This is a genomic window from Streptomyces sp. NPDC018026 (genome assembly GCF_044327745.1).
Classification (GTDB): Bacteria; Actinomycetota; Actinomycetes; order Streptomycetales; family Streptomycetaceae; genus Streptomyces; species Streptomyces rubrogriseus.
In genome coordinates this window covers 504,499-529,349 of the sequence record NZ_JBIRFY010000001.1, presented here as the reverse complement: position 1 = coordinate 529,349, position 24,851 = coordinate 504,499, and the positions used below count along the sequence as shown (strand labels likewise).

At 74.0% G+C, this 24,851-nt stretch carries 23 protein-coding genes; 10 read left to right on the top strand and 13 right to left on the bottom strand.

The window, feature by feature from the left end:
* Nucleotides 1-28 precede the first annotated feature (28 nt).
* The 3 genes from ACH4D3_RS02180 to ACH4D3_RS02170 all read right to left on the bottom strand — a co-directional run bounded on the left by ACH4D3_RS02180 (nucleotide 29) and on the right by ACH4D3_RS02170 (nucleotide 2,626).
* The gene (locus ACH4D3_RS02180; RefSeq protein WP_398315404.1) at nucleotides 29-1,237 is read right to left on the bottom strand and encodes a glycosyltransferase; all 1,209 of its coding nucleotides are present in this window, start codon (nucleotides 1,235-1,237) and stop codon (nucleotides 29-31) included.
* A gap of 187 nt (nucleotides 1,238-1,424) precedes the next feature.
* Entirely contained in the window at nucleotides 1,425-2,459 is a 1,035-nt protein-coding gene (locus ACH4D3_RS02175) for a glycosyltransferase (protein WP_398315402.1), read from the bottom strand.
* Nucleotides 2,456-2,626 carry a hypothetical protein gene (locus ACH4D3_RS02170; protein WP_398315400.1) on the bottom strand — a complete coding sequence of 57 codons (171 nt, stop codon included), beginning with the start codon at nucleotides 2,624-2,626 and terminating at the stop codon, nucleotides 2,456-2,458. Before ACH4D3_RS02170 ends, ACH4D3_RS02175 begins: the two co-directional genes overlap by 4 nt.
* Nucleotides 2,627-2,810: 184 nt before the next feature.
* Here ACH4D3_RS02170 and ACH4D3_RS02165 point away from each other — a divergent pair, with 184 nt between their 5' ends.
* The 3 genes from ACH4D3_RS02165 to ACH4D3_RS02155 all read left to right on the top strand — a co-directional run bounded on the left by ACH4D3_RS02165 (nucleotide 2,811) and on the right by ACH4D3_RS02155 (nucleotide 5,093).
* Nucleotides 2,811-3,632, top strand: coding sequence for a polysaccharide deacetylase family protein (locus ACH4D3_RS02165; RefSeq protein ID WP_398315398.1), 822 nt, complete (start codon nucleotides 2,811-2,813; stop codon nucleotides 3,630-3,632).
* A 56-nt stretch (nucleotides 3,633-3,688) separates the two neighbouring features.
* The gene (locus tag ACH4D3_RS02160) at nucleotides 3,689-4,129 is read left to right on the top strand and encodes an SRPBCC family protein (protein ID WP_398315396.1); all 441 of its coding nucleotides are present in this window, start codon (nucleotides 3,689-3,691) and stop codon (nucleotides 4,127-4,129) included.
* 85 nt (nucleotides 4,130-4,214) lie between these two features.
* Nucleotides 4,215-5,093, top strand: coding sequence for an endonuclease/exonuclease/phosphatase family protein (locus ACH4D3_RS02155; RefSeq protein ID WP_398315394.1), 879 nt, complete (start codon nucleotides 4,215-4,217; stop codon nucleotides 5,091-5,093).
* Between the two features lie 7 nt (nucleotides 5,094-5,100).
* On the opposite strand, the gene ACH4D3_RS02150 is transcribed toward ACH4D3_RS02155, so the two are convergent.
* On the bottom strand, nucleotides 5,101-5,889 hold the full coding sequence (locus ACH4D3_RS02150; protein WP_398315392.1) for an SDR family NAD(P)-dependent oxidoreductase: 789 nt from the start codon (nucleotides 5,887-5,889) through the stop codon (nucleotides 5,101-5,103).
* Nucleotides 5,890-6,011: 122 nt separating this feature from the next.
* On the opposite strand from ACH4D3_RS02150, the gene ACH4D3_RS02145 reads away from it, so the two are divergent.
* The gene (locus ACH4D3_RS02145; protein ID WP_398315390.1) at nucleotides 6,012-6,701 is read left to right on the top strand and encodes a TetR/AcrR family transcriptional regulator; all 690 of its coding nucleotides are present in this window, start codon (nucleotides 6,012-6,014) and stop codon (nucleotides 6,699-6,701) included.
* 256 nt (nucleotides 6,702-6,957) lie between these two features.
* On the opposite strand, the gene ACH4D3_RS02140 is transcribed toward ACH4D3_RS02145, so the two are convergent.
* The 5 genes from ACH4D3_RS02140 to ACH4D3_RS02120 form a co-directional block, all read right to left on the bottom strand.
* A complete protein-coding gene (locus tag ACH4D3_RS02140) occupies nucleotides 6,958-8,109 on the bottom strand; it encodes an XdhC family protein (RefSeq protein ID WP_398315388.1) in 1,152 nt (383 codons plus the stop codon).
* Between the two features lie 51 nt (nucleotides 8,110-8,160).
* Nucleotides 8,161-9,618, bottom strand: coding sequence for an NCS2 family permease (locus ACH4D3_RS02135; RefSeq protein ID WP_398315386.1), 1,458 nt, complete (start codon nucleotides 9,616-9,618; stop codon nucleotides 8,161-8,163).
* Between the two features lie 160 nt (nucleotides 9,619-9,778).
* Entirely contained in the window at nucleotides 9,779-12,178 is a 2,400-nt protein-coding gene (locus ACH4D3_RS02130; protein ID WP_398315384.1) for a xanthine dehydrogenase family protein molybdopterin-binding subunit, read from the bottom strand.
* Between the two features lie 2 nt (nucleotides 12,179-12,180).
* Nucleotides 12,181-12,771: a (2Fe-2S)-binding protein gene (locus ACH4D3_RS02125; RefSeq protein WP_398315382.1), complete on the bottom strand. Its 591-nt coding sequence runs from the start codon at nucleotides 12,769-12,771 to the stop codon at nucleotides 12,181-12,183.
* Nucleotides 12,771-13,661, bottom strand: coding sequence for an FAD binding domain-containing protein (locus ACH4D3_RS02120; RefSeq protein ID WP_398315380.1), 891 nt, complete (start codon nucleotides 13,659-13,661; stop codon nucleotides 12,771-12,773). Before ACH4D3_RS02120 ends, ACH4D3_RS02125 begins: the two co-directional genes overlap by 1 nt.
* A gap of 313 nt (nucleotides 13,662-13,974) precedes the next feature.
* On the opposite strand from ACH4D3_RS02120, the gene ACH4D3_RS02115 reads away from it, so the two are divergent.
* Together ACH4D3_RS02115 and ACH4D3_RS02110 are read left to right on the top strand one after the other, a co-directional pair.
* Nucleotides 13,975-15,684: a PucR family transcriptional regulator gene (locus ACH4D3_RS02115; protein WP_398315378.1), complete on the top strand. Its 1,710-nt coding sequence runs from the start codon at nucleotides 13,975-13,977 to the stop codon at nucleotides 15,682-15,684.
* A gap of 169 nt (nucleotides 15,685-15,853) precedes the next feature.
* Nucleotides 15,854-16,642 carry a hypothetical protein gene (locus tag ACH4D3_RS02110; RefSeq protein ID WP_003972756.1) on the top strand — a complete coding sequence of 263 codons (789 nt, stop codon included), beginning with the start codon at nucleotides 15,854-15,856 and terminating at the stop codon, nucleotides 16,640-16,642.
* 22 nt (nucleotides 16,643-16,664) lie between these two features.
* Here the strand turns inward: ACH4D3_RS02110 and ACH4D3_RS02105 are convergent, their stop codons facing one another.
* The 4 genes from ACH4D3_RS02105 to ACH4D3_RS02090 form a co-directional block, all read right to left on the bottom strand.
* Nucleotides 16,665-17,315: a hypothetical protein gene (locus ACH4D3_RS02105; protein WP_398315376.1), complete on the bottom strand. Its 651-nt coding sequence runs from the start codon at nucleotides 17,313-17,315 to the stop codon at nucleotides 16,665-16,667.
* Between the two features lie 705 nt (nucleotides 17,316-18,020).
* A complete protein-coding gene (locus ACH4D3_RS02100; RefSeq protein WP_398315374.1) occupies nucleotides 18,021-18,845 on the bottom strand; it encodes a rod shape-determining protein in 825 nt (274 codons plus the stop codon).
* Nucleotides 18,842-19,222, bottom strand: a complete 381-nt coding sequence (locus ACH4D3_RS02095; RefSeq protein ID WP_398315372.1) for a TraR/DksA family transcriptional regulator — start codon at nucleotides 19,220-19,222, stop codon at nucleotides 18,842-18,844. Before ACH4D3_RS02095 ends, ACH4D3_RS02100 begins: the two co-directional genes overlap by 4 nt.
* A 58-nt stretch (nucleotides 19,223-19,280) precedes the next feature.
* A complete protein-coding gene (locus tag ACH4D3_RS02090) occupies nucleotides 19,281-19,607 on the bottom strand; it encodes a TraR/DksA C4-type zinc finger protein (RefSeq protein ID WP_109029625.1) in 327 nt (108 codons plus the stop codon).
* 343 nt (nucleotides 19,608-19,950) lie between these two features.
* Between ACH4D3_RS02090 and ACH4D3_RS02085 the strand changes: the two genes are divergently transcribed.
* The 4 genes from ACH4D3_RS02085 to secD all read left to right on the top strand — a co-directional run bounded on the left by ACH4D3_RS02085 (nucleotide 19,951) and on the right by secD (nucleotide 24,652).
* Nucleotides 19,951-20,898 (top strand): HAMP domain-containing sensor histidine kinase, encoded by a 948-nt coding sequence (locus tag ACH4D3_RS02085; protein WP_164271016.1) that lies wholly within the window; start codon nucleotides 19,951-19,953, stop codon nucleotides 20,896-20,898.
* Nucleotides 20,899-20,906: 8 nt separating this feature from the next.
* On the top strand, nucleotides 20,907-21,683 hold the full coding sequence (locus ACH4D3_RS02080) for a response regulator (RefSeq protein ID WP_398315370.1): 777 nt from the start codon (nucleotides 20,907-20,909) through the stop codon (nucleotides 21,681-21,683).
* 99 nt (nucleotides 21,684-21,782) lie between these two features.
* Nucleotides 21,783-22,169 carry a hypothetical protein gene (locus ACH4D3_RS02075; RefSeq protein WP_398315368.1) on the top strand — a complete coding sequence of 129 codons (387 nt, stop codon included), beginning with the start codon at nucleotides 21,783-21,785 and terminating at the stop codon, nucleotides 22,167-22,169.
* 83 nt (nucleotides 22,170-22,252) lie between these two features.
* Nucleotides 22,253-24,652, top strand: coding sequence for a protein translocase subunit SecD (secD, locus tag ACH4D3_RS02070; RefSeq protein WP_398315366.1), 2,400 nt, complete (start codon nucleotides 22,253-22,255; stop codon nucleotides 24,650-24,652).
* The last annotated feature ends 199 nt before the right edge of the window (nucleotides 24,653-24,851 follow it).

Genomic DNA, 24,851 nt, shown 5'->3' with positions numbered 1-24,851 from the left:
GGCTCCGGCGGCCGTCGGGGCCGGTCCGTCACGCCGGTACCGGGCGCGCGGGGCACGGAGCGCGGTAGGCCTGTTCCGCACCGTCGGCGACCCGCGCCCAGGTGTAGTGCCGCAGGACGCGCTCGCGGCCGTTCCTGCCGTACTGGCGGCGCAGCCGTTCGTCGGCGAGGAGCGCGTGTGCCGCCTCCGCCAGGGCTTCGAGGTTCTGCGGGGCCACCAGGCGGCCGGTGCCGCCGTCGGCCAGGGAGTCCCGGTGGCCGCCGACGTCGGTGGCGAGGACGGGCACGCCGCACGCCATGGCCTCCAGCGGGACGAGGCCGAACGCCTCGTACACCGGGGTGCACACCACCAGGTCGGCGCTGCGCAGCAGGGCGGGCATGTCCTCCGGGTCCACCGCGCCGAGCAGCCGGACCCGGTCGGCCACGCCCGCCCGGTGGGCGATGTCCGTCAGCCGCCGCGCCTCTGCGTCGGTCTCCACGGTGCCGGCCGGCGGACCGCCGGCGACGAGGAGTTCGGTGTCGGGGAGGTGGGCCAGGACGCGGACGGCCTGGTCGTAGCCCTTGCGCCGGACGAGCCTGCCGCAGGCGAGGAGCCGGTGCCGCAGGCGCCGCTCGGGGGTGCCGCCGGTGTCGGCGGCGGGGTGGAAGTGCTCGGTGTCCACACCGCCGGGCACCACGCGGATCCGTCGGGCCGGGACACCCATGCGGCCGAGTTCGACGACCTCGTCGGTGCTGGTGGCCAGGACCCCCTCGCAGGTGCGGCCGAGGTGCCGCTCGATGCCGACGCGCTCGTACGGGCTGGTGTCCCGCACGCCCTCGTGGCGCCGCTCGACCGCGCCGAGGGTGTGGAAGGTCTGGACGAGGGGGACACCGAGCGGACCGGTGCCCAGCTGCGAGGCCGTACCGGACATCCAGAAGTGGGCGTGGACCACGTCCGGCCGGTCCCGGGCCCAGGCGCGGGCCAGATGGGCGCCGAAGGCGGGCATGTGCGGGAGGAGTTCGTCCTTGGGGACGGACACGGGCGGTCCGGCCGGTACGTGTTCGACGACCGCGCCGCCCGGCAGCGGCACCCGGTCGGGGAGGTCCGGGGCGTCCCGGCGGGTGTAGACCGTGACGTCGTGGCCTCGCTTGGCCAGCTCCTCGGTGAGACGGGCCACGTAGACGTTCTGTCCTCCGGCGTCGACACCGCCGGGCGCGGCCAGCGGGCTCGCGTGCCCGGACACCATGGCGATCCTCATCGGGTCACCTCCTTGAGCAGCCGCTCCCGTCCGTCGGGGAAGCGGGGCGGACCGCGGTGGCCCGGAACCTCCGGGGCCACCACGGGGGTCCCGGCCGCGCGTGCGGCGGGTCGGTGGTCCGGCGTCCCCGGGCGCGTGCGGGGCGTCCTGACCGGCATACGGGGCAGCACGGGACGCGGGAGAGGCCTCATCCGGCCGCCTCGTGCCATGCGGGCGCGCCGCGGTGGCGCCACAGTCCGCTCAGCCGGTGCCAGGTCGCGGCGGGCGGGACGAGCACGCTGGTGATGAGCACGGTGGTGACCTCGTGCCGGGTACGCGGTCCGGGCCCGATCCGGGCCCAGGCGAACTCGGCGGTACCCGCGGCCCAGCCCGCGCCTGCCGCCGCCGCGGCCCTGGGACGACCGGCCGCCGCGAGGGCGAGGGCCGCGGTACCGGCCGCGGTGATCGCCACGTGGCGCCGGATCCGGCCCCGGGGTGCGACGGCCCTGGACCACCAGTGGGGGCCGTGCAACCGCCGCATCAGGGCGTCGTCGGCGTTGCCGCTCTGCTGCTTCACGGCGGCCCACCGAGAGGCCGGGCGTACGGGGTGGCGGGTGGCACGGCCGCCCCTGCGGATGCGCCAGCCCGCGTCGAGGACGCGCAGCGCCAGGTCGGCGTCCTCGCGGAAGGGCCGGGTGAAGCGCTCGTCGAAGCCGCGGACCTGTTTGAGTACGTCGGTGCGGTAGGCCATGTCGGCGGCGGTCCACCGGGCTCGCGCGAGGCCCGCCGTGTCGCGCTCCCGGTCGGTGGGACGGCGTCCGTCCGGCAGCGGCACGGTGATCACACCCTGCACGGCACCGGTGTCGGGCGCCGCCTCGGTGACGTCCTGGATCAGCTGGTCGCACCAGTGCGGGCCGACCTGGACGTCGTCGTCGAGAAGGACGGTCCAGGGCGCGGTGACCGCCCGGACGCCGGTGTTGCGGGCGGCGGCGGGGCCGCGGCCGCCACTGCGCAGCACCGTGGTGCGCTCCCGCAGGTCGCCGAGGACGGTCAGGGCGTGCTCCAGCGTGTCCGGGTCGGCATCGGGGTCCGCCCGGTCGTCGACCAGCACGATCTCGTCGGGGTGCGGCCCGTGCGCGGCGGCCAGCGCGGCCAGGCAGTCGGCCAGCGTGTCGCGCACCAGGGTGGGCACGACGACGGCGTAGCCCGCGCGAGGGTCGCCGCAGGCGCGGGCGCCCGTCATGCGAGTGCCCGCGCGGGGTGAGGACCGTCCGCCGTGAACCGGCCGTCCTTGCCCCGGTCCTTGCCCCGGTCCGTGCGCCGCGCCGCCTCCGCCGGGCACCACATCACGTGCACCGCCCGGTCGGAGAAGAACGCCGGGCTCCTGCCGTGCTCGCGAAGGGTGCGCATGGGGCGTGCTCCTCTCTCGACCTCGCGGGTGCCGCGGCCGGGCCGCCTCAAACACCCGCATCCGGCGCCGGGGCTCCCCGGCAGCGGGCGGCCGGAAGACCCGGTGGGCGCCCCGCCGCGCCGGTCCGTCGAGCCGAAAGGACCACTATGCACTGCGTATATACACGCAGCGTATAGTCCTCGCATGCTTTCGCTGACCAGGAAGATGACGAAAACGGGGACCAGGTTGCGTGTGCTCGCGACCTTCGCGGCCGCGGCCTCGCTGACCCTCGCGCTGAGCGGCTGCACGCAGCTGGAGACACACTCCCCCAGCTCCGTCCGCAACGCCGCCGGCACCGGGGCGGCCGTGCCGGCGGACACGTCCGGCACCCAGGCCCGCGCGGGCGGGCTCGGCAGCGTGGACTGCGCGCACGTCAAGTGCATCGCGCTGACCTTCGACGCCGGACCGAGCGAGAACTCCGCCCGGCTGCTCGACATACTCAAGGAGAAGCAGGTCCCGGCGACCTTCTTCCTGCTCGGCAAACGGCACATCGACACGTACCCCGAGCTGGTCAGGCGCATGGCCGACGAGGGCCACGAGGTGGCGAGCCACACCTGGACGCACAAGATCCTCACGGACGCCGAGCCGGACGAGATACGCGAGGAGCTGGAGCGCCCGAACAAGGAGATAGAGCGCCTGACGGGCAGGCGGCCGACCCTGATGCGCCCGCCGCAGGGCCGCACGGACGACACGGTGCACGACGTCTCCCGCGAGCTGGGGCTGGCGGAGGTGCTGTGGACCGTGACCGCCAAGGACTACAAGACGACCGACTCCGACCTGATCACCGAGCGAGTCCTGGACCAGTCGTCCCGGGACGGCATCATCCTGCTGCACGACATCTACGACGGCACCGTGCCCGCCGTGCCCGGGATCATCGACGCGCTCAAGAAGCGGGGCTACGTCTTCGTGACGGTCCCCCAGCTGCTGGCCCCGGGGAAGGCCGAGCCGGGCAAGGTCTACCGCTGAAGCCGGTACGGCGGACCATGCCGGACAGGCCCCGGCAAACGTGCCACGATCGCCCCGTGGCCGTCTTCTCGCTCGAACGCACCGTTCCGCTCGCCCCGGGCGAGGCCTGGCGCCGCCTCACCCGGTGGGAGCGGCACGGCGACACCGTGCCGCTGACCCGGGTCACCGCCGGTCCGCCCGGCCCCACCCGCCGGGGCACGGTGGTCGTGGCCCGCACGGGGGCCGGGCCGCTCGCCTTCGACGACACCATGGAGGTGACGGTCTGGCGGCCGCCGCGGGAGGACGCCCCCGGCCGGTGCCGGCTGGACAAGCGCGGCCGGGTGGTCAGGGGCTGGGCGGAGATCGAGGTCGGGGCCGGGCCCGGCGGCCGGGCGCGCGTCGTGTGGCGCGAGGAACTGGACGTCCGGCTCCTCCCGTCCTTCCTCGACGGCCTCCTCGCCCGCTCGGGGCGCCACGTCTTCGGCCGCACCGTCACCCATCTGCTGCGGCACCCGTGAACCGGAGGTTGCGGGCCGGGGACGGGGTGCGGACGGAATCGCGCCGCACCCCTCGCCGAGGCCGTTTCCCGCGTACCGTGCCGGCATGTCTCTCAGAGCGCGCACCTTCACCCAACTGTCCCTCTCGGGTGCATTGTTGACCCTGGCCGTGACCGCCCAGCCCGCCTCCGCCACCGATCGGGGCCACTCGGTCCCGCTGCGCATCGCCACCTACAACATCCACGCCGGGGCGGGCTCGGACGGCGTCTTCGACCTCGACCGGCAGGCCGCCGCGCTGCGCGCCCTGGACGCGGACGTGATCGGCCTCCAGGAGGTCGACGTGCACTGGGGAGCCCGCAGTCAGGGGCTCGACGTGGCCGGGGAGCTGGCCCGGCGGCTCGGCATGCGGGTGTCCTTCGCGCCGATCTACAGCCTCGACCCCGTGACGGCGGGGGAACCCCGGCGCGAGTACGGCGTGGCGGTGCTCTCCCGCTTCCCGGTCCGTTCCGCGACGAACCACGAGATCACGCGCCTGTCCACGCAGGACGAGAACCCGGTACCGGCCCCCGCGCCCGGATTCGGCGAGGTGACGCTCAAGGTGCGCGGGGTTGCGGTGCAGGTCTTCGTGACCCACCTCGACTACCGCGCGGACCCGGCGGTGCGCCGGGCCCAGGTCGCCGACACCCGGCGGATCATGGCCCGGGAGCGGGCGGAGCTGCCGGGCGCGCACCAGTTCCTGCTGGGCGACTTCAACGCCGACCCCTCGGCACCCGAGCTGGCGCCGCTGTGGAAGGAGCTGCGCGACGCGGGCGCGGGCACCGCCGCCACGTATCCGGCCGAGGCCCCCGTGAAGCGCATCGACTACGTGGCCGCCGGAAAGGACGTACGGATCCGCGGCACCGCGGTGCCGGAGGAGCCCACGGCCTCGGACCACCGCCCGGTGGTCGCGGACGTGTCCCTGCCCAGGACCCCCGGCCGGGGCTGAGGCCCGTTCAAGCCGCGATGTCGGCCTCGGGCTGGAGCGCGGGGCCGAGCAGCAGACCCCCGTCCAGGACGAATTCCGAGCCCGTGGCGAAGGAGGCGTCCTGGGAGGTGACGAAGAGCAACAGGCGGGTGATGTCGGCGGGTTCGGCGAGACGGGGGATGGCGAAGGGATCGGGCGAGTAGAAGTCGGCGATGGCGGGCAGGCCCGCGACGGCGGGTTCGTTGATCAGCGGTGTGGAGACGACGCCCGGGTGGAGGGAGTTCACCCGGATGTTGTCCCGCCCCAGCTCCAGCGCGGCCGTCTTGGTCAGTCCGCGCACGGCCCATTTGCTGGCGGTGTAGGGGGCGTAGAAGGCCGTGCCGACGTGGGCCATGGTCGAGGCGATGTTGACGACGACTCCGCCACCGCCCCTGCGCATCGACGGCGCCACGGCCCTGATGCCGAGGAACTGGCCGGTGACGTTGACGCCGAAGGTGTGCTCCCAGACGCGGAGTTCGGTGTGCTCGATGGGGGCCGCCGGGTTCTGGACGCCCGCGTTGTTCACCAGGACGGTGACCGGCCCGAAGTGGCCTTCGACTTCGCGCACCGCCGCCGCCCAGTCGTCCTCGCTGGTCACGTCCAGGTGAACGGAGAGCGCCCGAGGACCGAGCTGTGCGGCGAGATCGCGGCCGGCGTCGTCGTCGCGGCCGGCGATGACGACGTTCGCCCCCTCGGCGTGGTAGCCCCGGACGTGACTGCTGCCCATGCCCCCACTGCCGCCGGTGACGATGACGGTCTGGCCCTCGAAGCGTCCCATGATGCTTCCTTCCGGACTTGCGCCAATGGTGAGCCGAGCGGCTCACCTCTCCTCTCAAGGTAGGAGCGGGACCAGAGGTGAGTCAAGTGACTCACCTCGTAGCGAGAGGCATACTGGAGGGCATGACGGCACAGCCTTCGGAATACCACCGGCGCGTGGCAGCGCAGAAGCGGACGTCCATCGTCGAGGCGGCGACGAAACTGTTCCTCGACTCCGGCTACGACGGCACCTCGCTGGCCCGCGTCGCCGAGGCGGCCGGGGTGTCGAGGGCGACCCTGTTCAAGCAGTTCACCAGCAAGGCGGCCCTGTTCGAGGCGATCGTCACGGAGTACTGGAAGGCCGACGACGAGGAGGCGCCGCTTCCCGAGCCGGGGGATCTCCGCGCGGGGCTCGAGACCGTCGGACGCCGATACGTGGCGCTGCTCACCCAGCCCGGCATGGCCGCCCTCTTCCGTATCGTCATCGCCGAGGTGCCGCGCTTCCCCGAGCTGGGCGAGACCCAGTTCAACCTCGGCAAGATGCCCTACTTCGCATCGGTCCGCCGCTACCTGGAGGCGGAGAACGCCGCGGGTACCGCCCGGCTCGACGATGCGGAGACGGCGGCGACCCAGTTCCTCGGGATGATCTCCAACTACGTGTTCTGGCCGCGCATGCTGCTCGCACGTTGGGAGCCCGACGACGCCGCCCTCACCAACGCGGTCGACCAGGCGGTGCTGACCATGCTTGCCCGGTACGGCGCACAGGGGGCCCACGGCGCCTGCCGCCCCGGTGCTGCGCCGGAGGCAACGCGGACGCCCTCCGACTCCGGGTAGGGCACGGAATCGATGACGGATCCCGCGTCGGGCTCGGTGCGGATCTCGAGGTGGAGGTGTGGGGAGGAGGACTTTCCCGTGGAGCCGGATCGTGCGATGCGCTGCCGCGTCCACACCGTCCGGCTCGCCTGGACGGACTGGAACCGGCCGGCAAGATCTGGGGCTGAGCCCGGCCTTTACCCCGAGAGACGGCGACGGGCTCGTCGGTCTGCATGAGGGCCCGACCATGCCCCCCGGTACCCCGGCCTCCGAAGCGCTACGCCGTCGGGTCGGTGCGCCGTGTCGGGGCCGCCGGGGCTTCGTGGTGGATGGGGGTGTGTGCGCCGGTCAGGGACGTGCCCGTGCCGCCGTGGCGGGTCGCGACGATCTCGGCGGCGATGGACAGGGCCGTCTCCTCGGGGGTGCGGGCGCCGAGGTCGAGGCCGATCGGCGACCGGAGGCGGGACAGGTCCAGCTCGCTCACCCCGGCCTCGCGCAGCCGCGCCTCGCGGTCCAAGTGGGTGCGGCGGGAGCCCATCGCGCCGACGTACGCCACCGGGAGGCGCAGCGCCAGCCGGAGCAGCGGGATGTCGAACTTGGCGTCGTGGGTGAGGACGCACAGCACCGTACGGGCGTCCACGGCGGTGCGCGCCAGGTACTCGTGCGGCCACTCGACGACGACGTCGTCCGCGTCCGGGAAGCGGGCCGGGGTGGCGAAGACGGGGCGGGCGTCGCACACCGTCACGTGGTAGCCGAGGAAGTCGCCGGCCCGGACCAGCGCCGAGGCGAAGTCGATCGCGCCGAAGACGATCATGCGGGGAGGCGGGACCGAGGACTCGATCAGCAGGGTCAGCGGTGCACCGCAGCGCGAGCCCCGCTCGCCGATCTCCAGGGTGCCGGTGCGCCCGGCGGCCAGGAAGGCGTCCGCATCGGCGGCAACCGTGCGGTCCAGCCCGGGGCGGCCGCCGAGGCCGCCGGTGCGGGAGCCGTCCGCGCGGACGACGAGCGCGCGGCCCAGCAGTTCCGCCGGGCCGCTCACCACGCGTGCCACGGCCGCCGTCTCCCCGTGTGCGGCGGCGGCGAGGGCCGCGGCCAGGGCCGGGCGGACCGGGTCGGCCGCCCGTACCGGGGAGACCAGGACGTCGATGACCCCGCCGCAGGTCAGGCCCACGGCGAAGGCGTCCTCGTCGCTGTACCCGAAGCGCTCCAGGACGGTTTCGCCGTCCTGGAGGGCCTGCCGGCACAGCTCGTACACGGCTCCCTCCACGCACCCGCCGGAGACCGAGCCGACCACCGTGCCCTCGGCGTCCACCGCGAGCGCGGCGCCGGTCGGCCGGGGGGCGCTGCCGCCCACGGCCACCACGGTGGCCACGGCGAAGTCGCGCCCCTGCTCGACCCACCGGTGCAGCTCTTCGGCGATGTCCAGCATGTTCCGGTCCTCCTCGGCCCACGGGTACGTGAAGGGTTCCCGTCGTGGCGGCTAGTGCACGCCCAGCCAGCCCTCGATCGGGTTGAGGGCGAAGTAGACGACGAAGATCACCGTCAGGGCCCACATGAACGTACCGATCTCCCGCGCCTTGCCCTGCGCGACCTTGATGGCGACGTAGGAGATGACTCCGGCGGCGACACCCGCCGTGATCGAGTACGTGAACGGCATCAGGACGACGGTCAGGAAGACCGGGATCGCGGTGGCCCGGTCGGCCCAGTCCACGTGCCGGGCGTTCATCATCATCATCGCCCCGATGACGACCAGCGCGGCGGAGGCGACCTCCTGCGGGACGATCGCGGTGATCGGGGTGAAGAAGAGGCAGGCCGCGAAGAACAGGCCGGTGACGACCGAGGCGAGCCCGGTGCGGGCCCCCTCGCCGACGCCGGTCGCGGACTCGACGAAGACGGTCTGCCCGGAGCCGCCCGCCACGCCGCCGATGGCACCGCCGGCGCCGTCGATGAACAGCGCCTTCGACAGGCCGGGCATGCGGCCCTTGTCGTCGGCGAGCTTGGCCTCGGTGCCGACGCCGATGATGGTGGCCATCGCGTCGAAGAACCCGGCGAGCACCAGCGTGAAGACGATCATGCCGACCGTCATGGCCCCGACCTCGCCCCAGCCGCCGAACTCCAGGTCGCCGAAGAGCGAGAAGTCCGGCATGGAGACCGCGCTGCCGTGCAGTTCGGGGGCGCCGTTGGCCCACTGCTCGGGGTCGATGACCCCGGTGGCGTTGAGGATCGCCGCGACGATCGTGCCGGTGACGATGCCGATCAGGATGGCGCCGGGCATGTTGCGGGCCTGGAGCATGAAGATCAGCAGCAGGGTGCCCGCGAAGAGCAGGACCGGCCAGCCGGCGAGTTCCCCGGCCGGGCCGAGGGTGAGCGGGGTCGCCTCGCCCGCGTGCACGAAGCCGCCCTTGACCAGGCCGATGATGGCGATGAACAGGCCGATGCCCATGGTGATGCCGTGCTTGAGGGCGAGCGGGATCGCATTCATGATCATCTCGCGGAGCCCGGTGACCACGAGCAGCATGATCACCACGCCGTACATCACACACATGCCCATGGCCTGCGGCCAGGTCATCTGGGGGACGACCTGGCCGGCGACCACGCCGGACACCGAGAGCCCGGCGGCCAGGGCGAGCGGCACCTTGCCGACGAAGCCCATCAGGAGCGTGGTGAGCGCCGCGGCGAACGCCGTCGCGGTGATCAGGGCCTTCTGGCCCAGGGTGTCCCCGGCGGCGTCCTTGCCGGACAGGATCACGGGGTTGAGCAGGACGATGTAGGCCATCGCCATGAAGGTGGTGATGCCGCCGCGCACCTCACGCGCGACCGTGGATCCCCGGTGGGATATGTGAAAGTACCGGTCGAGCCAAGACCGTCCGCCGGGGACGCGGGAGCCCGCGCCCGCGTCTTCGGCGGTGATCTTGGGCTCCACTGACTGCTGGGTCATGGGGCCGTCTCCCAAGGTTCATAGGTGCACCCGGCCGGCCGCTGGGGCGGCCGCGGGATTTGGGATATGCACGACCCGGGGGACGGCCCGAGACGAACGCATGTGTGGTGGTACTGCTGGTACTGGCGGTGCTGGTGGCAAGAGTCGTACTGGTGGTACGTCAAGTACCGTCGGAGCCCGCCGTGCCGGTGAGGTGTTCCGGCCGTACGGGCGTGCGGTCGAGCGCCAGCCCGGTCGCGTCCCTGATGGCCGCGAGGACCGCCGGGGTGGACGACAGGGTGGGTGCCTCGCCGACGCCGCGCAGCCCGTAGGGCGCGTGGTCGTCGGCGAGTTCGAGCACGTCGACCGGTAGGGCCGGCGTGTCGAGAATCGTGGGGAGCAGGTAGTCCGTGAAGGACGGGTTGCGGACCTTCGCGGTCACGGGGTCGACGACGATCTCCTCCATCACCGCGATGCCCAGGCCCTGGACGGTGCCGCCCTGGATCTGGCCGACCACGGAGAGCGGGTTCAGCGCCTTGCCGACGTCCTGGGCGCAGGCCAGCTCGATCACCTTGACCAGGCCGAGTTCGGTGTCGACCTCGACGACGGCGCGGTGCGCGGCGAAGGAGTACTGGACGTGTCCGTCGCCCTGGCCGGTGCGCGGGTCGAAGGGCTCGGTCGGGCGGTGCCGCCACTCCTCCTCGACCTCGACCGCCTCGTCCTCCAGGACGTCCACGAGGTCGGCGAGGACCTCGCCGCCGTCGGTGACCACCTTGCCGCCCTCCAGGAGGAGTTCGGCGGTGGCCCAGGCGGGGTGGTACGAGCCGAACCTGCGGCGCCCGAGCTCCAGGACCCGTTCCCGCACCAGCTCGCAGGCGTGCTTCACGGCGCCGCCGGTGACGTACGTCTGCCGGGAGGCCGACGTCGAACCGGCCGAGCCCACCCGGGTGTCGGCGGGCCGGATGGTGACCTGGGTGACGCCCAGCTCGGTGCGGGCGATCTGCGCGTGGACGGTGACGCCGCCCTGGCCGACCTCGGCCATCGCCGTGTGCACGGTGACGACGGGGCGGCCGCCCGCGGCCTCCAGGCGGACCCGGGCGGTGGAGTAGTCGTCGAAGCCCTCGGAGAAGCCGACGTTCTTGATGCCGACGGCGTAGCCGACGCCGCGTACGACGCCCTCGCCGTGCGTGGTGTTGGACAGGCCGCCGGGCAGCTGCCGTACGTCGGCGCCCTCGCTGGACTCCCACTGGCGCTCCGGCGGCATCGGCATCGCCTTGACGCGGCGCAGGAGTTCGGCGACCGGCGCCGGGGAGTCGACCGGCTGTCCGGTGGGCATGAGCGTGCCCTGCTCCATGGCGTTGATCCGGCGGAACTCCACCGGGTCCAGGCCGAGTTCGGCCGCCACCTTGTCCATCTGCGCCTCGTAGGCGAAGCACGCCTGGACCGCGCCGAAGCCGCGCATGGCGCCGCAGGGCGGGTTGTTGGAGTAGAGGGCGAGGGCCTCGATGTCCACGTCGTCGACGACGTACGGTCCGACCGACAGCGAGGCGGCGTTGCCGACGACGGCCGGGGAGGCGGAGGCGTAGGCGCCGCCGTCCAGGACGATGCGGCACCTCACGTGGGTGAGCCGGCCGTCGCGGGTGGCGCCGTGTTCGTAGTGGAGTCTGGCCGGGTGGCGGTGGACGTGGCCGAAGAAGGACTCGAAGCGGTTGTAGACGATCTTGACGGGTTTGCCGGTGCGCAGCGCGAGGAGGCAGGCGTGGATCTGCATCGACAGGTCCTCGCGTCCGCCGAAGGCGCCGCCGACGCCGGACAGCGTCATCCGCACCCTGTCCTCGGGCAGGCCGAGCACGGGGGCGATCTGGCGCAGGTCGGAGTGGAGCCACTGGGTGGCGATGTAGAGGTCGACGCCGCCGTCCTCGCCGGGCACGGCGAGACCGGACTCCGGGCCCAGGAAGGCCTGGTCCTGCATGCCGAAGTGGTAGTCGCCGGTGACGATCACGTCGGCGTGGGCGGCGGCCGCGTCGGCGTCGCCGCGCACGATGGGCTGGCGGTGCACGATGTTGGGGTGCGGGACGTGGGCGCAGTGGTGGTCGTCGCGGTGCTCGTGGACGAGGACCGCGTCGGGGGCGGTCGCGGAGGCCTCGTCGGTGACGACGGGCAGTTCCCGGTACTCCACCCGGATCTTGGCGGCGGCGCGGCGCGCGGTCTCCGGGTGGTCGGCGGCGACGATCGCGACCGGCTCGCCGTGGTGGCGGACCTTGCCGTGGGCGAGGACCGGGGTGTCCCGGATCTCCAGCCCGTAGTGGCGCACCTCGGTCGGCAGGTCGTCGTACGTCATGACGGCGTACACACCGGGGGTGGCGAGCGCCTCGCCGGTGTCGATGGAGACGATCTCGGCGTGTGCGGTGGTGGAGCGCAGGATCTGGCCCCAGAGCATGTCCTCGTGCCACATGTCGGACGCGTACGCGAACTCGCCGGTGACCTTGAGGACGCCGTCCGGGCGGAGCGTGGACTCGCCGATGCCGCCCTTGGTCCCGGAGCCCTGGGTGAGGCCGGTGGGTGCGCCGTTGGCAGGCATGCTCAGGCCTCCTCGGACCGGCGGGCGGCGGCCAGGCGGACCGCGTCCATGATCTTCTCGTAGCCGGTGCAGCGGCACAGGTTGCCCGACAGCGCCTCGCGGATGTCCTCGTCGCTCGGGTCCGGGTGGCGCTCCAGCATCTCGTCGGCGGCGACCAGCAGTCCGGGGGTGCAGAAGCCGCACTGGACGGCACCGGCGTCGATGAACGCCTGTTGCACGGGAGCGAGTTCGATGTTCTCGCCGGTCTGCGAGTCGGTCCCGCCGGCCTGCCACCGCCGGGCCGCGTCCGGCGAGGTGCTCGCCCCGCCGTGGGCGCCGGTGGCGGGTTCGCCCTCGGCGCGTCGCCGGGCGAACCGAGCCAGGCCCTCCACCGTGACGACCTCGCGGCCCTCGGCCTGGCCGGCCGCGACCAGGCAGGAGCACACCGGCACGCCGTCCAGGCGGACCGTGCAGGAGCCGCACTCGCCCTGCTCGCAGGCGTTCTTGGAGCCCGGCAGGCCCATCCGCTCGCGCAGCACGTACAGCAGGGACTCGCCCTCCCACACGTCGTCGGCCTCCTGCGGACGTCCGTTGACGGTGAGGTTGACGCGCATCACGCGGCTCCTTCCGTGGTGCGGCGGGCGCCGCGGTACGACTCCCAGGTCCAGGTGAGCGTCCGGCGGGCCATGACGCCGACCGCGTGGCGGCGGTAGTCCGCGGTGCCCCGGACGTCGTCGACGGGGTGGCAGGCGGCGGCGCACAGGTCCGCGAACCGTTTGACCGCCGACGGGGTGACGATCTTCCCGTTCTCCCAGAAGCCGCCCTCCTCCAGCGCCGCGTTCAGGAACTCCTCGGCGGCCGTGGCCCGGACCGGGGTGGGCGCCGCCGAGCCGATGCCGGTGCGGACGGTACGGGTGGCGGGGTGCAGGGCGAGGCCGAAGGCGCACACGGCGATGACCATGGCGTTGCGGGTGCCGACCTTGGAGAACTGCTGCGGTCCGTCGGCCTTCGCGACGTGCACGGCGCGGATCAGCTCGTCGGGCTCCAGCGCGTTGCGCTTCACGCCGGTGTAGAAGGCGTCGATGGGGATGCGGCGGATGCCGCGCACCGACTCGGCCTCGACCTCGGCGCCGGCGGCGAGCAGCGCCGGGTGGGCGTCGCCGGCCGGGGACGCGGTGCCGAGGTTCCCGCCCACGCCGCCGCGGTTGCGGATCTGCGGGGAGGCGACCGTGTGCGAGGCGAGGGCGAGACCCGGCAGCTCGGTGCGCAGGTCCTCCATGATCCGGGTGTACGGCACGGAGGCACCGAGCCGTACGGAGGTCTCGCCGACCTCCCACTCGGCCAGGTCGCCGATGCGGCCCAGGTCCATGAGGTACTCGGGCCTGCGGTGATCGAAGTTGATCTCGACCATCACGTCGGTACCGCCCGCGATCGGCACAGCGGTGGGGTGCTCGGCCTTCGCGGCGAGCGCCTCCTCCCAACTGGCGGGGCGAAGGAAGTCCATGACCGGCTCTCTTCCTCGTCTGATCGGTGCGCATTGCTCGGGCGGGTCTGATCGGGCGTACGGATTGAGCCACCTGCGGGTACGGGAGGCCCGGCTCGTTCATGTGCTGTTCACGCGGAACGGCCTCAGTACACCGTCGTCCGCTCCACCAGGGTCAGTCGCAGAAACCATGAAGGAGTTGGCTGGCCAGGGCGGGCATCTTGTAGATTCGTATGAACGGAGGTGCTCAATTGCCTCCCTCTTCTCCTCTGGAATCGGGCGACACAGCCGCGTGACCTGGAACACTTCGAGACAAAGAACGGCGGCGACGAGAATGCGGCTGCGCGCACTGCTGGACACCGACGCGCTGGGCCTCAAGCTGCTCGGCGGCGAGGACGAGCTGGACCGCACGGTCCGGGGCGTGATGACCACCGACCTGCGCGACCCCAGCCGCTACCTCTCGGGCGGCGAACTGGTGCTCACCGGTCTGGCCTGGCGCCGCGGCGCCGCCGACTCCGAGCCGTTCGTCCGCCTCCTGGTGCAGGCCCAGGTGGCCGCGCTGGCCGCCGGTGAGGCGGAGCTGGGGGACGTGCCGGAGGACCTGGTGGTGGCGTGCGCGCGGCACCGGCTGCCGCTGTTCGCGGTGCACGAGTCGGTGGCCTTCGCGACGATCACCGAGCACGTCGTGCGCCAGGTGTCCGGCGAGCGGGCCGGGGACCTCGCGGCCGTGGTGGACCGGCACCGCCGGATGATGACCTCGGGACCGGCGGGCGGCGGCCCCGACGTGGTCCTGGACCTGCTCGGCTCCGACCTCGACCTGCGGGCGTGGGTGCTCTCCCCCACCGGGCGGCAGGTCGCCGGGCCGAAGGACGCCGAGCCCGCGCTCTCCGCACAGGTGTGCGCCGAGCTGGCGGCCGAGCACCTCGCGGCCACCCGCACCGGCCGGCGCGCCCCGCACCGGGTGACCGTGGGCTCGACGACGTACAGCCTCTTCCCGGTGCGCGGCCGGGGACAGCCCCCGGTCACGCCGCCGGGGGCGCGTTCGCCGCAGGGCGCCGGTGCGGGGCGCGACGTGCGCGAGACGGTGCTGTCCGACTGGCTGCTGGTGGTGGAGGCGGACGCCGGGGACTGGGCCGAGGAGCGCCTGGACCTGCTGTACGGCGTCACCCAGCTGATCGCGGTCGAGCGGGACCGGCGGGACGCGGCGCGCACGGTGCGGCGGCGGCTGGCCCAGGAGGTCCTGGAGCTGGTGCAGACGGGCGCCGCGCCGGCCGAGATCGCGGCCCGGCTCCGGGTGGCGGCGCCGGTGCTGCTGCCCGGCCTCGGCGCCGCGCCGCACTGGCAGGTCGTGGTGGCCCGGGTGGAGTGGGAGGACGGCGACGAGCAGACCGGCCGGGTCGCGCAGACCCTGCTGGAGGAGATCCTCGTCGACCCGCACGCCACCGGGCCCGAGCAGTCGGACCGTATCGCCGTGGCGCACACCGGTGAGGAGGCGGTCGCCCTGGTACCGCTGCCGGCGGTCTCCAGCGAGCACGACGGCTCCGAGGCGGGGGTCCTCGCGGAAGCGCTGCTCGCATCCGTGCGGGAGCCGTTGGCGGCGGGGCTGGACGGCGACGGGCGCATCACGCTCGGCGTCAGCGCGGCCGTGCACTCGGCGGAGGGGCTGCGCGGGGCGCTGGAGGAGGCCCGGCACGCGCGCCGGGTCGCCGCGGCCCGCCCCGGCCGGGTCTGCGCGGCCGGCCACCAGGAGCTGGCCTCGCACGTGCTGCTGCTCCCCTTCGTCCCCGACGACGTCCGGCGCGCCTTCACCGCCCGGCTGCTGGACCCGCTGCGGGACTACGACCGCCGCCACCGCGCCGAGCTGATCCCGACACTGGAGGCGTTCCTCGACAGCGACGGATCCTGGACGCGCTGCGCGAACCGGCTGCACCTGCACGTCAACACGCTGCGCTACCGCGTCGGGCGGATCGAGCAGCTGACGGGGCGCGACCTGTCGCGCCTGGAGGACAAGCTGGACTTCTTCCTGGCCCTGCGAATGAGCTGAGCGGGGCGCGCGGAGGGCGCCGGAGAGCCCGGCGCGCTCCCAAACCTCGGCGGCCCGAAGTCCACGACTTTGTGAAAAGTTTCACCCATCCCCTTGGCCGGGCCGCCGGATCCGTGCTGAGATGCGGCCACCACTCGAGAGCTCGATGGCGTGCTAAGGGGAGGGCGACGTGGCGCATTCCGCCATGGCTGGTTCTGGCTGGGGAACGACCGAAGGTGACGATCCGCTCCAGACCGCGGTATGGCGGTTGCGCTCGCGCGGCTGCTGGGCCGACGCGGCCGCCCTGCTGGAGCCGGTCACCGCGGACACCGCCTTGCAGCGGACCGCGCTGCTGGTGGAGCGGTGCCTGTACACGGAGCAGGGCTGGGCCGAGGCCGAGGACGCGCTGCGCACCGCGGAGGCCCTGGCGCACACCGACGACGAGCGCGGGGCCGCCGCGTGCGAACGGGGGCAGCTCGCCTACGCCGCCACGGTGCACGGGGTGCGGGACCGGGCCGACGAGGCGCGGGCCGCGCTGGGGCGGGCGGCGGCGCTGATCGCGCCGGGGGCCGGGGGGCGGGCGCTGCTGGACTTCCGGCGCGGGCTGCTCGCGGAGAACCTGACCCGCTCGCCGCAGGCCGCCCGCGCGGCGTACCGGCGGGCCCACGCCGGTGCCACCGCGCACGCCGATCCGCTGCTCCAGTCCTTCACCTGGCGGCATCTGGCCGGACTCGCCCTGCGGGAGGGGGAGCTGGCCGAGGCGCGGCACGGTTTCGCGGAGTCGCTGCGGATCCGCGAGGAGCTGGGGTACCTCGTCGGCACGGCCCCGGCGCTGGCCTCGCTCGCGGACGCCGAGTCGGAGCCGGAGGCGTCCCGGCTGCGGGAGGAGGCGCGGCGGCTGTTCCGGCTGCTGGGCGGCGTACCGACCTGGCTGGCGCGGCAGTTGGCGCCGCCGGCGGCGGGTGCGGCGACGGCGTGAGGGAGCCGCGCCCGGACGGACGTCACGGGTGTCTGCTCCAGCGCGGGGCCGTGTTGGCCCAGGCCGCGTCCCACTGGGCGAGGTTGCGCCGGTGCAGCACGAGGCCGGTGGCGGCGTGCGCCGCTAGGCCGGTGATGACGACGCCCAGGAATGCGAGGATCGCCCAGCCCATGGTGCGGCTGCGGATCTGCTCCGCGGTCAGCGGCGGCTCGGTGATCCGGCCCTCGTCGTCGACCCAGACCAGGACCGTACTGTCCGCCGGCAGTCCCGGTTCGACCTCGGCCTTCCCGGTCCGGCTCGCCCCGTCGGGGCCGGTGAAGCGGACCGGGACCGGGTAGCGGGTCTTCTTCGCCTCGTCCGAGCCCGGCTCGGGATGGCGCGGGGCGTCGTGGGTCAGCACCGCGGGGCGGTGGTCCCGGGTACGCGCCTCGTGCTCGGCGGTGCTCCGGTAGTGCCGGTAGGCGCTGTCGCCGACCCCGAACATCGCGGCCGGGGCCGCCACCAGCACGGCGAGCACGAGCCCGAGCGAGACCCACGCCCGCAGCCGGTCGCTCGGCCGCCGCAACGGGTTGCGCCGCCAGCGCCAGAGCAGGAGATACGGGTGCCGCCCGCGATCGGGGTCGGGATCGGGAACGGCGGGTGGTGGCTGGGCCTGAGGAATCTCTCCGGCCACGGGGTGCCTCCTTCCTGGGGCGGGGCGGTTGTCGGGTCGGGTCGGGTCGCACGCTCCCCACGTGAGACACGGGGTACGGCCGACGCCGGGGCGGACGCCGACCGTACGAACGGGGTCGGGGGACGGGGCGGGCGCGGATCGGGGACGGGGCCCAGGGCGAGGGACGGAGATCGGGAGCGGGGACGAGGGCGGAAGTCGGAGAACGGGAGCGGGGACGAGGGCCGGGGACGAGGGCGGCTTGCGGGAGAAGTGGGTGTGGTGCTTCCGGTCCGGCGGGCCGGGGCGAGCGGTGCCCGGCCCGCCGGACCGGTGGTGGACGCCGGACCCGGCCCGCCGGAGGGGGTGCCCACCCCGCCGGACGGGGGTGGGCCGCCGGAGCCTCCGGGCCGAGCCCGACGGCCGGTGTCTCACACCGGTACCGGTTGCCGGTGCCGTGGCCCCGGAACCGGTTGCGGCAACCGGTCCCCGTACGGCGGCCGGTACGGGCGGCGCCCGTCTCCCGGGGTGGGTGGCCGGGCGCCGAAGTGCCGGGCCCGTGCTCCGGCGGACCAGAGCCTGCCCGGCACCGAAGCGGTGCGAACGAGCCCACCGGCGGAGCCACGCCCGTCCCACGGACGAACGACCGACACCGTCGACGCCCAACCCCCGGCCCCCCCGGCGCACCGGAAGACGAACCGGCGACCCGGGCACCGGCCCGGCACCGGGTCAGTGCGGGTGGTGGTCGGGTGGGTCCGTGCCTGTGGTCGACGGGTGGGTGTGCGCGGCCTCCAGGAGCTTCGCGGCGCCGCGGACGGCCGCCGTGTGCGGTGCGGGCACGGCGCGCAGCGGCACGTGCAGCCGGTCGGCCAGCCGGCAGGTGATCTCGGGGCGCAGCGCACCCCCGCCCGCCAGCAGCGGCCCCCGGCCGAGCGCGTCGAGGGTGAGGGACGTGGCGTCCTGGCGCAGCATCGAGGTCGTCATGTCGGCCAGCGCCTCGCCGATCCGCGCGGACGGGGTCGCCTCGTCGATGTCCCCCGTGCCGAGCGCCGTGCGGCGGGCGTCGAAGACGGCGCCGTCCACCAGCAGCACCACCTCCGTGAGATGGGCGCCGATGTCCATCACGAGCAGCGGCCGGGTCAGGTCGGCACTCGCCGCGAGGGCCACGGCCCGCGCGCTGGGCACGGTCAGCACCGTGCGCGGGCGCAGCACCTCCACGGCCGTACGGGCCTCGGTCCGGTAGGCCAGCCCGTCGAGGACCGGCGCGGTCACCACGACCACCGGACGGGCGAAGCGGGGCAGCCGGTGGCCCAGCAGCCGGTCGAGCATCCGGGCGGTGCCCTGGGTGTCGACGATGGAGCCGCGCTGGATGGGGTACACCGCGCCCGCGCCGGGGAAGGTCACCGTCGGCACGTCGAGGATCATTCCGCGCCCGGCGACCCAGGCGCGGGTACGGGCGCTGCCCATGTCGAGGGCGACGCCGCTGCACTGCCGGCACAGCGGCCACGGCCGGTGCCGGGACAGGGCGGCCCGGGGCCGCCGGAGCACGGTCATCGTCCGGCCTCCCGCACCTGCTGGCAGCGGGCGCAGTAGCGGGCCTGCGGCACGATCATCAGGCGGTCGCGGTCGATGGCGCGCCGGCACAGATGGCAGTTGCCGTAGCGGCCCTCGGCGATGCGGTCGAGGGCCGCTTCCACGTCGGCGAGGACCATGCGTGCGGAGGCCGCCAGCTTGACCCGGACCTCGGTCTGCGCGGCGGACCGCCGCTGGATCGACTCGTCGGTGCGGGACGGGTACGCCGCGATCTGCCGCAGCTGCTCCTCGCGGAACAGCCGTTGCTCCCGGAGGTTGTCCCGGAGCGCGGCGAGGTCCTCGGGCGACAGGGGCGACAGACGCGTGTCGCGGTCGCCGATGATCTGGTTGTTCACCACTTCACCCCTTGGGCAGGGCGGGAGGGACGGTACTGGACGGGGACGGTGGGACGGGGCGTCAGGCGGCCGCGCGGCGCTGGCAGGCGACGCAGTACCGCGTGTAGGGGAGGATCTCCAGGCGCTCCCCGGGGACGGGCTTGCCGCAGCCGAGGCAGGCGCCGTAGGTGCCGTCCTCGACCCGGGCGAAGGCCTCGTCGATCTCCTTGAGCACCCGCTCGATCGCGGCCTTCTGCGCGGACATCAGCTGGTCGTCCGCCTGGCCGCTCTCGGCGAGGGCCTGCAGCTGGGTGACGCGGGTGTTGCGGGCGTGTTCGAGACGCTGGCGCGCCTCGTGAGCGGTAAGCCGCTCGGGGCGGGGTTCGATGCGGGAGGCGTCGAGCGACACGATGAGTGGTCCTTTTCTCGGAAGGTTCTGCGGGTATGCCGAGTGCCGGGCCGATCGGACCCGGTCATCCTCAACCTTGGCCGGGCCGCCCGGGGAAACCCATCGGGCGCAGGACCCATTTGCCCGGGGGTGCGGGATCCACTCGGCGGTGCGCCGGGGCGGCCGTATGGGTATGCCGCGAGCCGGAAATGGGGGTCGGGCCCCATCGACCGGAGGGGTCCGCGAGGAGCACGCTGGTCGCTTGCTCGGTCGCTACCTGGGCCGCAGCTCCCACCGAGGGTGCGCGATGACCGACAGTAGAGGCGTACCAAGTCGACACGTCGCCGAAGGAGGCGTACCCCCGGTGTCCCTGTTCTGGCGGATCTTCGGGCTCAACGCGGTGGTGCTGGGCTTCGCCACGGCACTGCTGCTGTGGGCTCCGGTGACCGTCTCCGTGCCGATCCTGCTGACCGAGGCCGTCGTCCTCGTGGTCGGCATGGGCGTCATGCTGGTGGCCAACGGCGCCCTGCTGCGCTGGGGCCTGGCGCCGCTGGAACGGCTCACCAAGCTGATGACCACCGTGGACCTGCTGCGCCCCGGCCAGCGGCTGCCGATCTCCGGCGGCGGTGAGGTCCCGGAGCTGATCCGCACCTTCAACGCCATGCTGGACCGCCTGGAGAACGAGCGGGCCACCAGCAGTGCCCGCGTCCTGCTCGCCCAGGAGGCGGAGCGGCGCCGCATCGCCCAGGAGCTGCACGACGAGGTCGGGCAGAGCATGACCGCGATCCTGCTGGTCCTGGGGCGTGCCGCGGACGACGCCGAGGAGCCGCTGCGCGACGAGCTGCACCAGGCGCAGGAGATCACCCGGGAGAGCCTGGACGAGGTCCGCCGCCTGGTGCGCCGGCTGCGGCCCGGCGTCTTGGACGACCTCGGTCTGATCAGCGCGCTGTCCTCGCTCACGCACGACTTCGCCACCCACACCGGTCTGCGGGTGGTGCGCCGTTTCGACGCCGATCTGCCGGTCCTGGACCACGAGACCGAACTGGTCCTTTACCGGGTGGCGCAGGAGAGCCTGACCAACGCCGCCCGCCACGCGGACGCCGAGCGCCTGGAGGTGGGCCTGGCCCGCGCCGACGGCGCGGTGACGCTCACCGTCGCCGACGACGGGCGCGGCATCGAGGCGGCGCACGAGGGCGCCGGCATCCGCGGCATGCGGGAACGGGCCCTGCTCATCGGGGCCGCCCTCGACATCACGTCGGCACCCGGCGCCGGCACCCGCATCCGGCTCACCGCACCCCTTCCCAGGAAGTAGCACCGACCATGTCCGACCCGTCCCTGCCCGAGCCGTCCGCCCCGTCCGCGCACGGCCGCCCCGCCGGCGCGTCCACGACGCCCACGACGCCCGCGTCCACGACGTCCGCGTACGGCACTCCCCCGGCGTCCGCCCCGTCGAAGATCCGCATCCTGCTCGCCGACGACCACGCGCTGGTGCGCCGCGGTGTGCGCCTCATCCTCGACCGGGAGCCGGACCTGGAGGTGGTGGCCGAGGCCGGGGACGGCGCGGAGGCCATCGAGATGGCGCGGGCGCACGAGGCCGACCTCGCGGTCCTGGACATCGCGATGCCGCGCCTCACCGGCCTCCAGGCGGCCCGCGAACTGGCCGCGCTGAAGCCGGGGCTGCGCATCCTGATGCTGACGATGCACGACAACGAGCAGTACCTGTTCCAGGCGCTGAAGTCGGGGGCCTGCGGATACGTGCTCAAGTCGGTCGCCGACCGGGACCTGGTCGCCGCCTGCCGCGCCGCGATGCGCGACGAGCCGTTCCTGTACCCGGGCGCGGTGACCGCGCTCATCCGCAACTACCTCGACCGGGTGCGGCACGGCGAGGAGACCTCCGACCACATCCTCACCCCGCGCGAGGAGGAGGTCCTCAAGCTCGTCGCCGAGGGCCACTCCTCGAAGGAGATCGCCGAGATCCTCTTCATCAGCATCAAGACCGTCCAGCGGCACCGGGCGAACCTGCTGCAGAAGCTCGGCCTGCGCGACCGCCTGGAGCTGACCCGGTACGCCATCCGCGCCGGGCTCATCGAGCCCTGACGGTCCCCCGAACCGCCCGTGGCTCTGGCCGCCCACTCCCCGGCCGGAGCCCCGGGCTCCTCCCCCGGCCCGCACACCCACCACAGAAGGGAACGGTGCATGCGCCACCGGCTCGCGACGGTGCTCACGGTGCTGCTGACCGTTCTGCTGCCGCTGGTCCCGGCCTGGCCCGCGGCCGGCGCCCGGGTGGGCCCCACCGGTCCCCTCGCCGGCGCCGCGGCCACGGCCGTGCCCCATCCGGCCCTCGACCTCCACGCGGACGACGGCTGTACGCCGGTCTGCGCCGCCCAGCCCCGGGCCCGGCACGACCACCTGGCCGAGCGCCCGACGGCACCCGACCACCACGCGGCCGCCGCGGCGCGCCACGCGGGTGCCGCCCCCGGTGACCACGCACGGACCTCCGCCACGCCCGGTCCGGTACCGGTCTCCCCCGGCCGCGCGAGCCACGACAGCGGCCGGGCGCCGCCCGTCTCCTCCGGCAGCTGAGACGCACACCCCGACCACCCGTCACCTTCTTCCGCCGCGGCCGCGCTCGGCCGCCGCCGCGGCGTGCCCGCCGGAGGCCCGTCTTGAAACGCTCCCGTCCCCCTTCCCGCTCCCGTACTTCCCGCTCCCGTACTTCCCGTACGCGGTCCCGTTCCCTGAACGTCCGCGCGCTCGTCGCGCTCGTCGTGATGGCCGGGGCCGTGGCCATCGCCCTGACCATGCCGGTCCGCCTGGGGCTCGACCTGCGCGGCGGCACCCAGATCGTCCTGGAGACCAAGTCCACCGAGACCACCAAGGCCGACCGGGAGGCCACCGACCGCACCGTGGAGGTGCTGCGCGGCCGCATCGACGCCCTCGGTGTCGCCGAGCCGACCATCGTCCGCTCCGGCGAGAACCGCGTCGTCGTCGAGCTGCCCGGCGTGCAGGACCCCAAGAAGGCCGCCGACGTGCTGGGCCGCACCGCGCAGCTCACCGTCCACTCGGTACTCGGCGCGGCCGAGAGCCCCGGGAACGGGGCCGACGGCACGGAGGCCAAGGACGGCGAGCGGGTGCTGCCGGACGAGTCCGGGCAGTCGCTGCGGCTGAAGGACGCCACGCTGACCGGGCAGGACGTCAAGGGCGCCGACGCCCGCTTCGACCAGCAGGGCGGCGCGGGCTGGCACGTCACCGTCGACTTCAAGGACGCCGGCAGCGACCGGTGGGCCCAGGTGACCGGCGAGGCGGCCTGCCACCCGGCCGGTGATCCCCAGCGCCGGGTCGCCATCGTGCTCGACAACAAGATCATCTCCTCGCCGCAGGTCGACCCCTCCGTGGCCTGCGGGGCGGGCATCACCGGCGGCTCCACGCAGATCACCGGGTCCTTCGACGACGCGGAGGCCCGCGAACTGGCCCTGCTCGTCAAGGGCGGCGCCCTGCCGGTGCCGGTCGAGACGATCGAGCAGCGCACCATCGGCGCCACCCTGGGCGACGAGGCCATCAACGCCGGCGCCTGGGCCGCCGTCATCGGCACCGCGCTGACCGCGCTGTTCATCATCGTCGTCTACCGGCTGATGGGCGCCATCGCGACGGTGGCCCTGCTCTGCTACGGCCTGATCTCCTACGCCGCCCTGGCCGCGGTCGGCGCGACCCTGACCCTGCCGGGCCTCGCGGGCTTCGTCCTGGCGATCGGCATGGCGGTGGACGCCAACGTCCTGGTCTTCGAACGGGCCCGCGAGGAACAGGCGGCCCGGACCCGTCCCAGTACGCGCTCCGCGCTGACCGCCGGATTCCGCAGCGCCTTCAGCGCGATCGCCGACTCCAACATCACCACGCTGATCGCCGCCGCCCTGCTGTTCTTCCTGGCCTCCGGTCCGGTCAAGGGCTTCGGCGTCACGCTCGGCATCGGTGTGCTGGCCTCGATGGTCAGCGCCCTGGTGATCACCCGGGTGCTCGCCGAGTTCGCTGCGAGCCGCCCGTCGGTCTTCCGCCGCCCGCGCATCACCGGCATCTCCTCGACCGGCCCGGTCCGGGACGCCCTGCTGCGCCGCGACCCGTTCCTGATGCGCCGGCCGCGCCGCTGGCTGGCGGCCTCGCTGATCGTCCTCGTGGTGGCGGGCTCGGGCATCCTGGTGCGGGGCCTGAACTTCGGCATCGAGTTCACCGGCGGGCGGCTCATCGAGTACTCCACCGCCACCCAGGTCGATCCCGACCGGGCGCGGGACGCCCTGGCCGACGCGGGCTTCCCGCGCGCCGTCGTCCAGTCCTCCGGGGACGGCGACCTCACGGTGCGCACGGAGGAGCTGACCGACACCGAGGCGGCGACCGTCACGAAGGCCGTCGCCGAACTGGGCGGCGAGACGGAGAAGGTCCGCGACGAGCTGATCGGCCCGAGCCTCGGCGAGGAGCTGCGCCGGGACGCCCTGATCGCCCTCGGCCTGGCGCTGGCCGCGCAGCTGGCGTACCTGGCGGTCCGGTTCCGCCTGCTGTTCGGCACGGCGGCGGTCGGTGCGCTCGCCCACGACGTGGTCATTCTGGTCGGTGTGTTCGCCTGGCTGGGCAAGCCGATCGACGGGGTGTTCCTGGCGGCGCTGCTGACCGTGATCGGCTACTCGGTCAACGACTCGGTGGTGCTCTTCGACCGCATCCGGGAGTTGCTGGGCAAGGAGCGGAAGACCCAGTTCGACCGGCTCACCAACGACGCGATCCTGCAGACCCTGCCGCGCACGGTCAACACCGGCATGGGCGCGGTGCTCATCCTGGCCTCGCTGGCGATCCTGGCCGACGACTCGCTCACCGACTTCGCGCTCGCGCTGCTGGTCGGCGTGGGGGTCGGCACGTACTCGTCGGTCTTCACCGCCTCTCCGCTGGCCATCGAGCTGCACAACCGCGACACCGGTTCCCGCCCCGGGCGCCGCAAGGGCGGCAGGGCCCGCGCCACGGGGAAGTCCGAGAAGCCGGGCAAGCGGGTACCCACGAGCCGCACCGAACGGCAGGAGGTCCGGTAGCGGCGGGCGGACAGGCCCGGGCCCCCTCGCTCAGGGGCGCCCGGGCCCGGGGCTCGCGGCCTCAGGCGCACCCCGTCCGAGCGCCCGGCTCAGAAGCGCCGGCCCAGGAGCCCACCCAGCCCGGGCAATGCCCGGCCGGCCACCGGCCCGAGGCGCGTCCCACCTGGGGGACGTCCCGACCGGGGGGCCTCCGGGCCGG

Excerpts from the sequence above, each read along its gene's own strand:
- ACH4D3_RS02180 (WP_398315404.1), bottom strand. The coding sequence starts at position 1,237 with ATGAGGATCGCCATGGTGTCCGGGCACGCGAGCCCGCTGGCCGCGCCC.
- ACH4D3_RS02175 (WP_398315402.1), bottom strand. The coding sequence starts at position 2,459 with ATGACGGGCGCCCGCGCCTGCGGCGACCCTCGCGCGGGCTACGCCGTC.
- ACH4D3_RS02170 (WP_398315400.1), bottom strand. The coding sequence starts at position 2,626 with ATGCGCACCCTTCGCGAGCACGGCAGGAGCCCGGCGTTCTTCTCCGAC.
- ACH4D3_RS02165 (WP_398315398.1), top strand. The coding sequence starts at position 2,811 with ATGCTTTCGCTGACCAGGAAGATGACGAAAACGGGGACCAGGTTGCGT.
- ACH4D3_RS02155 (WP_398315394.1), top strand. The coding sequence starts at position 4,215 with ATGTCTCTCAGAGCGCGCACCTTCACCCAACTGTCCCTCTCGGGTGCA.
- ACH4D3_RS02150 (WP_398315392.1), bottom strand. The coding sequence starts at position 5,889 with ATGGGACGCTTCGAGGGCCAGACCGTCATCGTCACCGGCGGCAGTGGG.
- ACH4D3_RS02145 (WP_398315390.1), top strand. The coding sequence starts at position 6,012 with ATGACGGCACAGCCTTCGGAATACCACCGGCGCGTGGCAGCGCAGAAG.
- ACH4D3_RS02140 (WP_398315388.1), bottom strand. The coding sequence starts at position 8,109 with ATGCTGGACATCGCCGAAGAGCTGCACCGGTGGGTCGAGCAGGGGCGC.
- ACH4D3_RS02135 (WP_398315386.1), bottom strand. The coding sequence starts at position 9,618 with ATGACCCAGCAGTCAGTGGAGCCCAAGATCACCGCCGAAGACGCGGGC.
- ACH4D3_RS02130 (WP_398315384.1), bottom strand. The coding sequence starts at position 12,178 with ATGCCTGCCAACGGCGCACCCACCGGCCTCACCCAGGGCTCCGGGACC.
- ACH4D3_RS02125 (WP_398315382.1), bottom strand. The coding sequence starts at position 12,771 with ATGCGCGTCAACCTCACCGTCAACGGACGTCCGCAGGAGGCCGACGAC.
- ACH4D3_RS02120 (WP_398315380.1), bottom strand. The coding sequence starts at position 13,661 with ATGGACTTCCTTCGCCCCGCCAGTTGGGAGGAGGCGCTCGCCGCGAAG.
- ACH4D3_RS02115 (WP_398315378.1), top strand. The coding sequence starts at position 13,975 with ATGCGGCTGCGCGCACTGCTGGACACCGACGCGCTGGGCCTCAAGCTG.
- ACH4D3_RS02100 (WP_398315374.1), bottom strand. The coding sequence starts at position 18,845 with ATGACCGTGCTCCGGCGGCCCCGGGCCGCCCTGTCCCGGCACCGGCCG.
- ACH4D3_RS02080 (WP_398315370.1), top strand. The coding sequence starts at position 20,907 with ATGTCCGACCCGTCCCTGCCCGAGCCGTCCGCCCCGTCCGCGCACGGC.
- ACH4D3_RS02075 (WP_398315368.1), top strand. The coding sequence starts at position 21,783 with ATGCGCCACCGGCTCGCGACGGTGCTCACGGTGCTGCTGACCGTTCTG.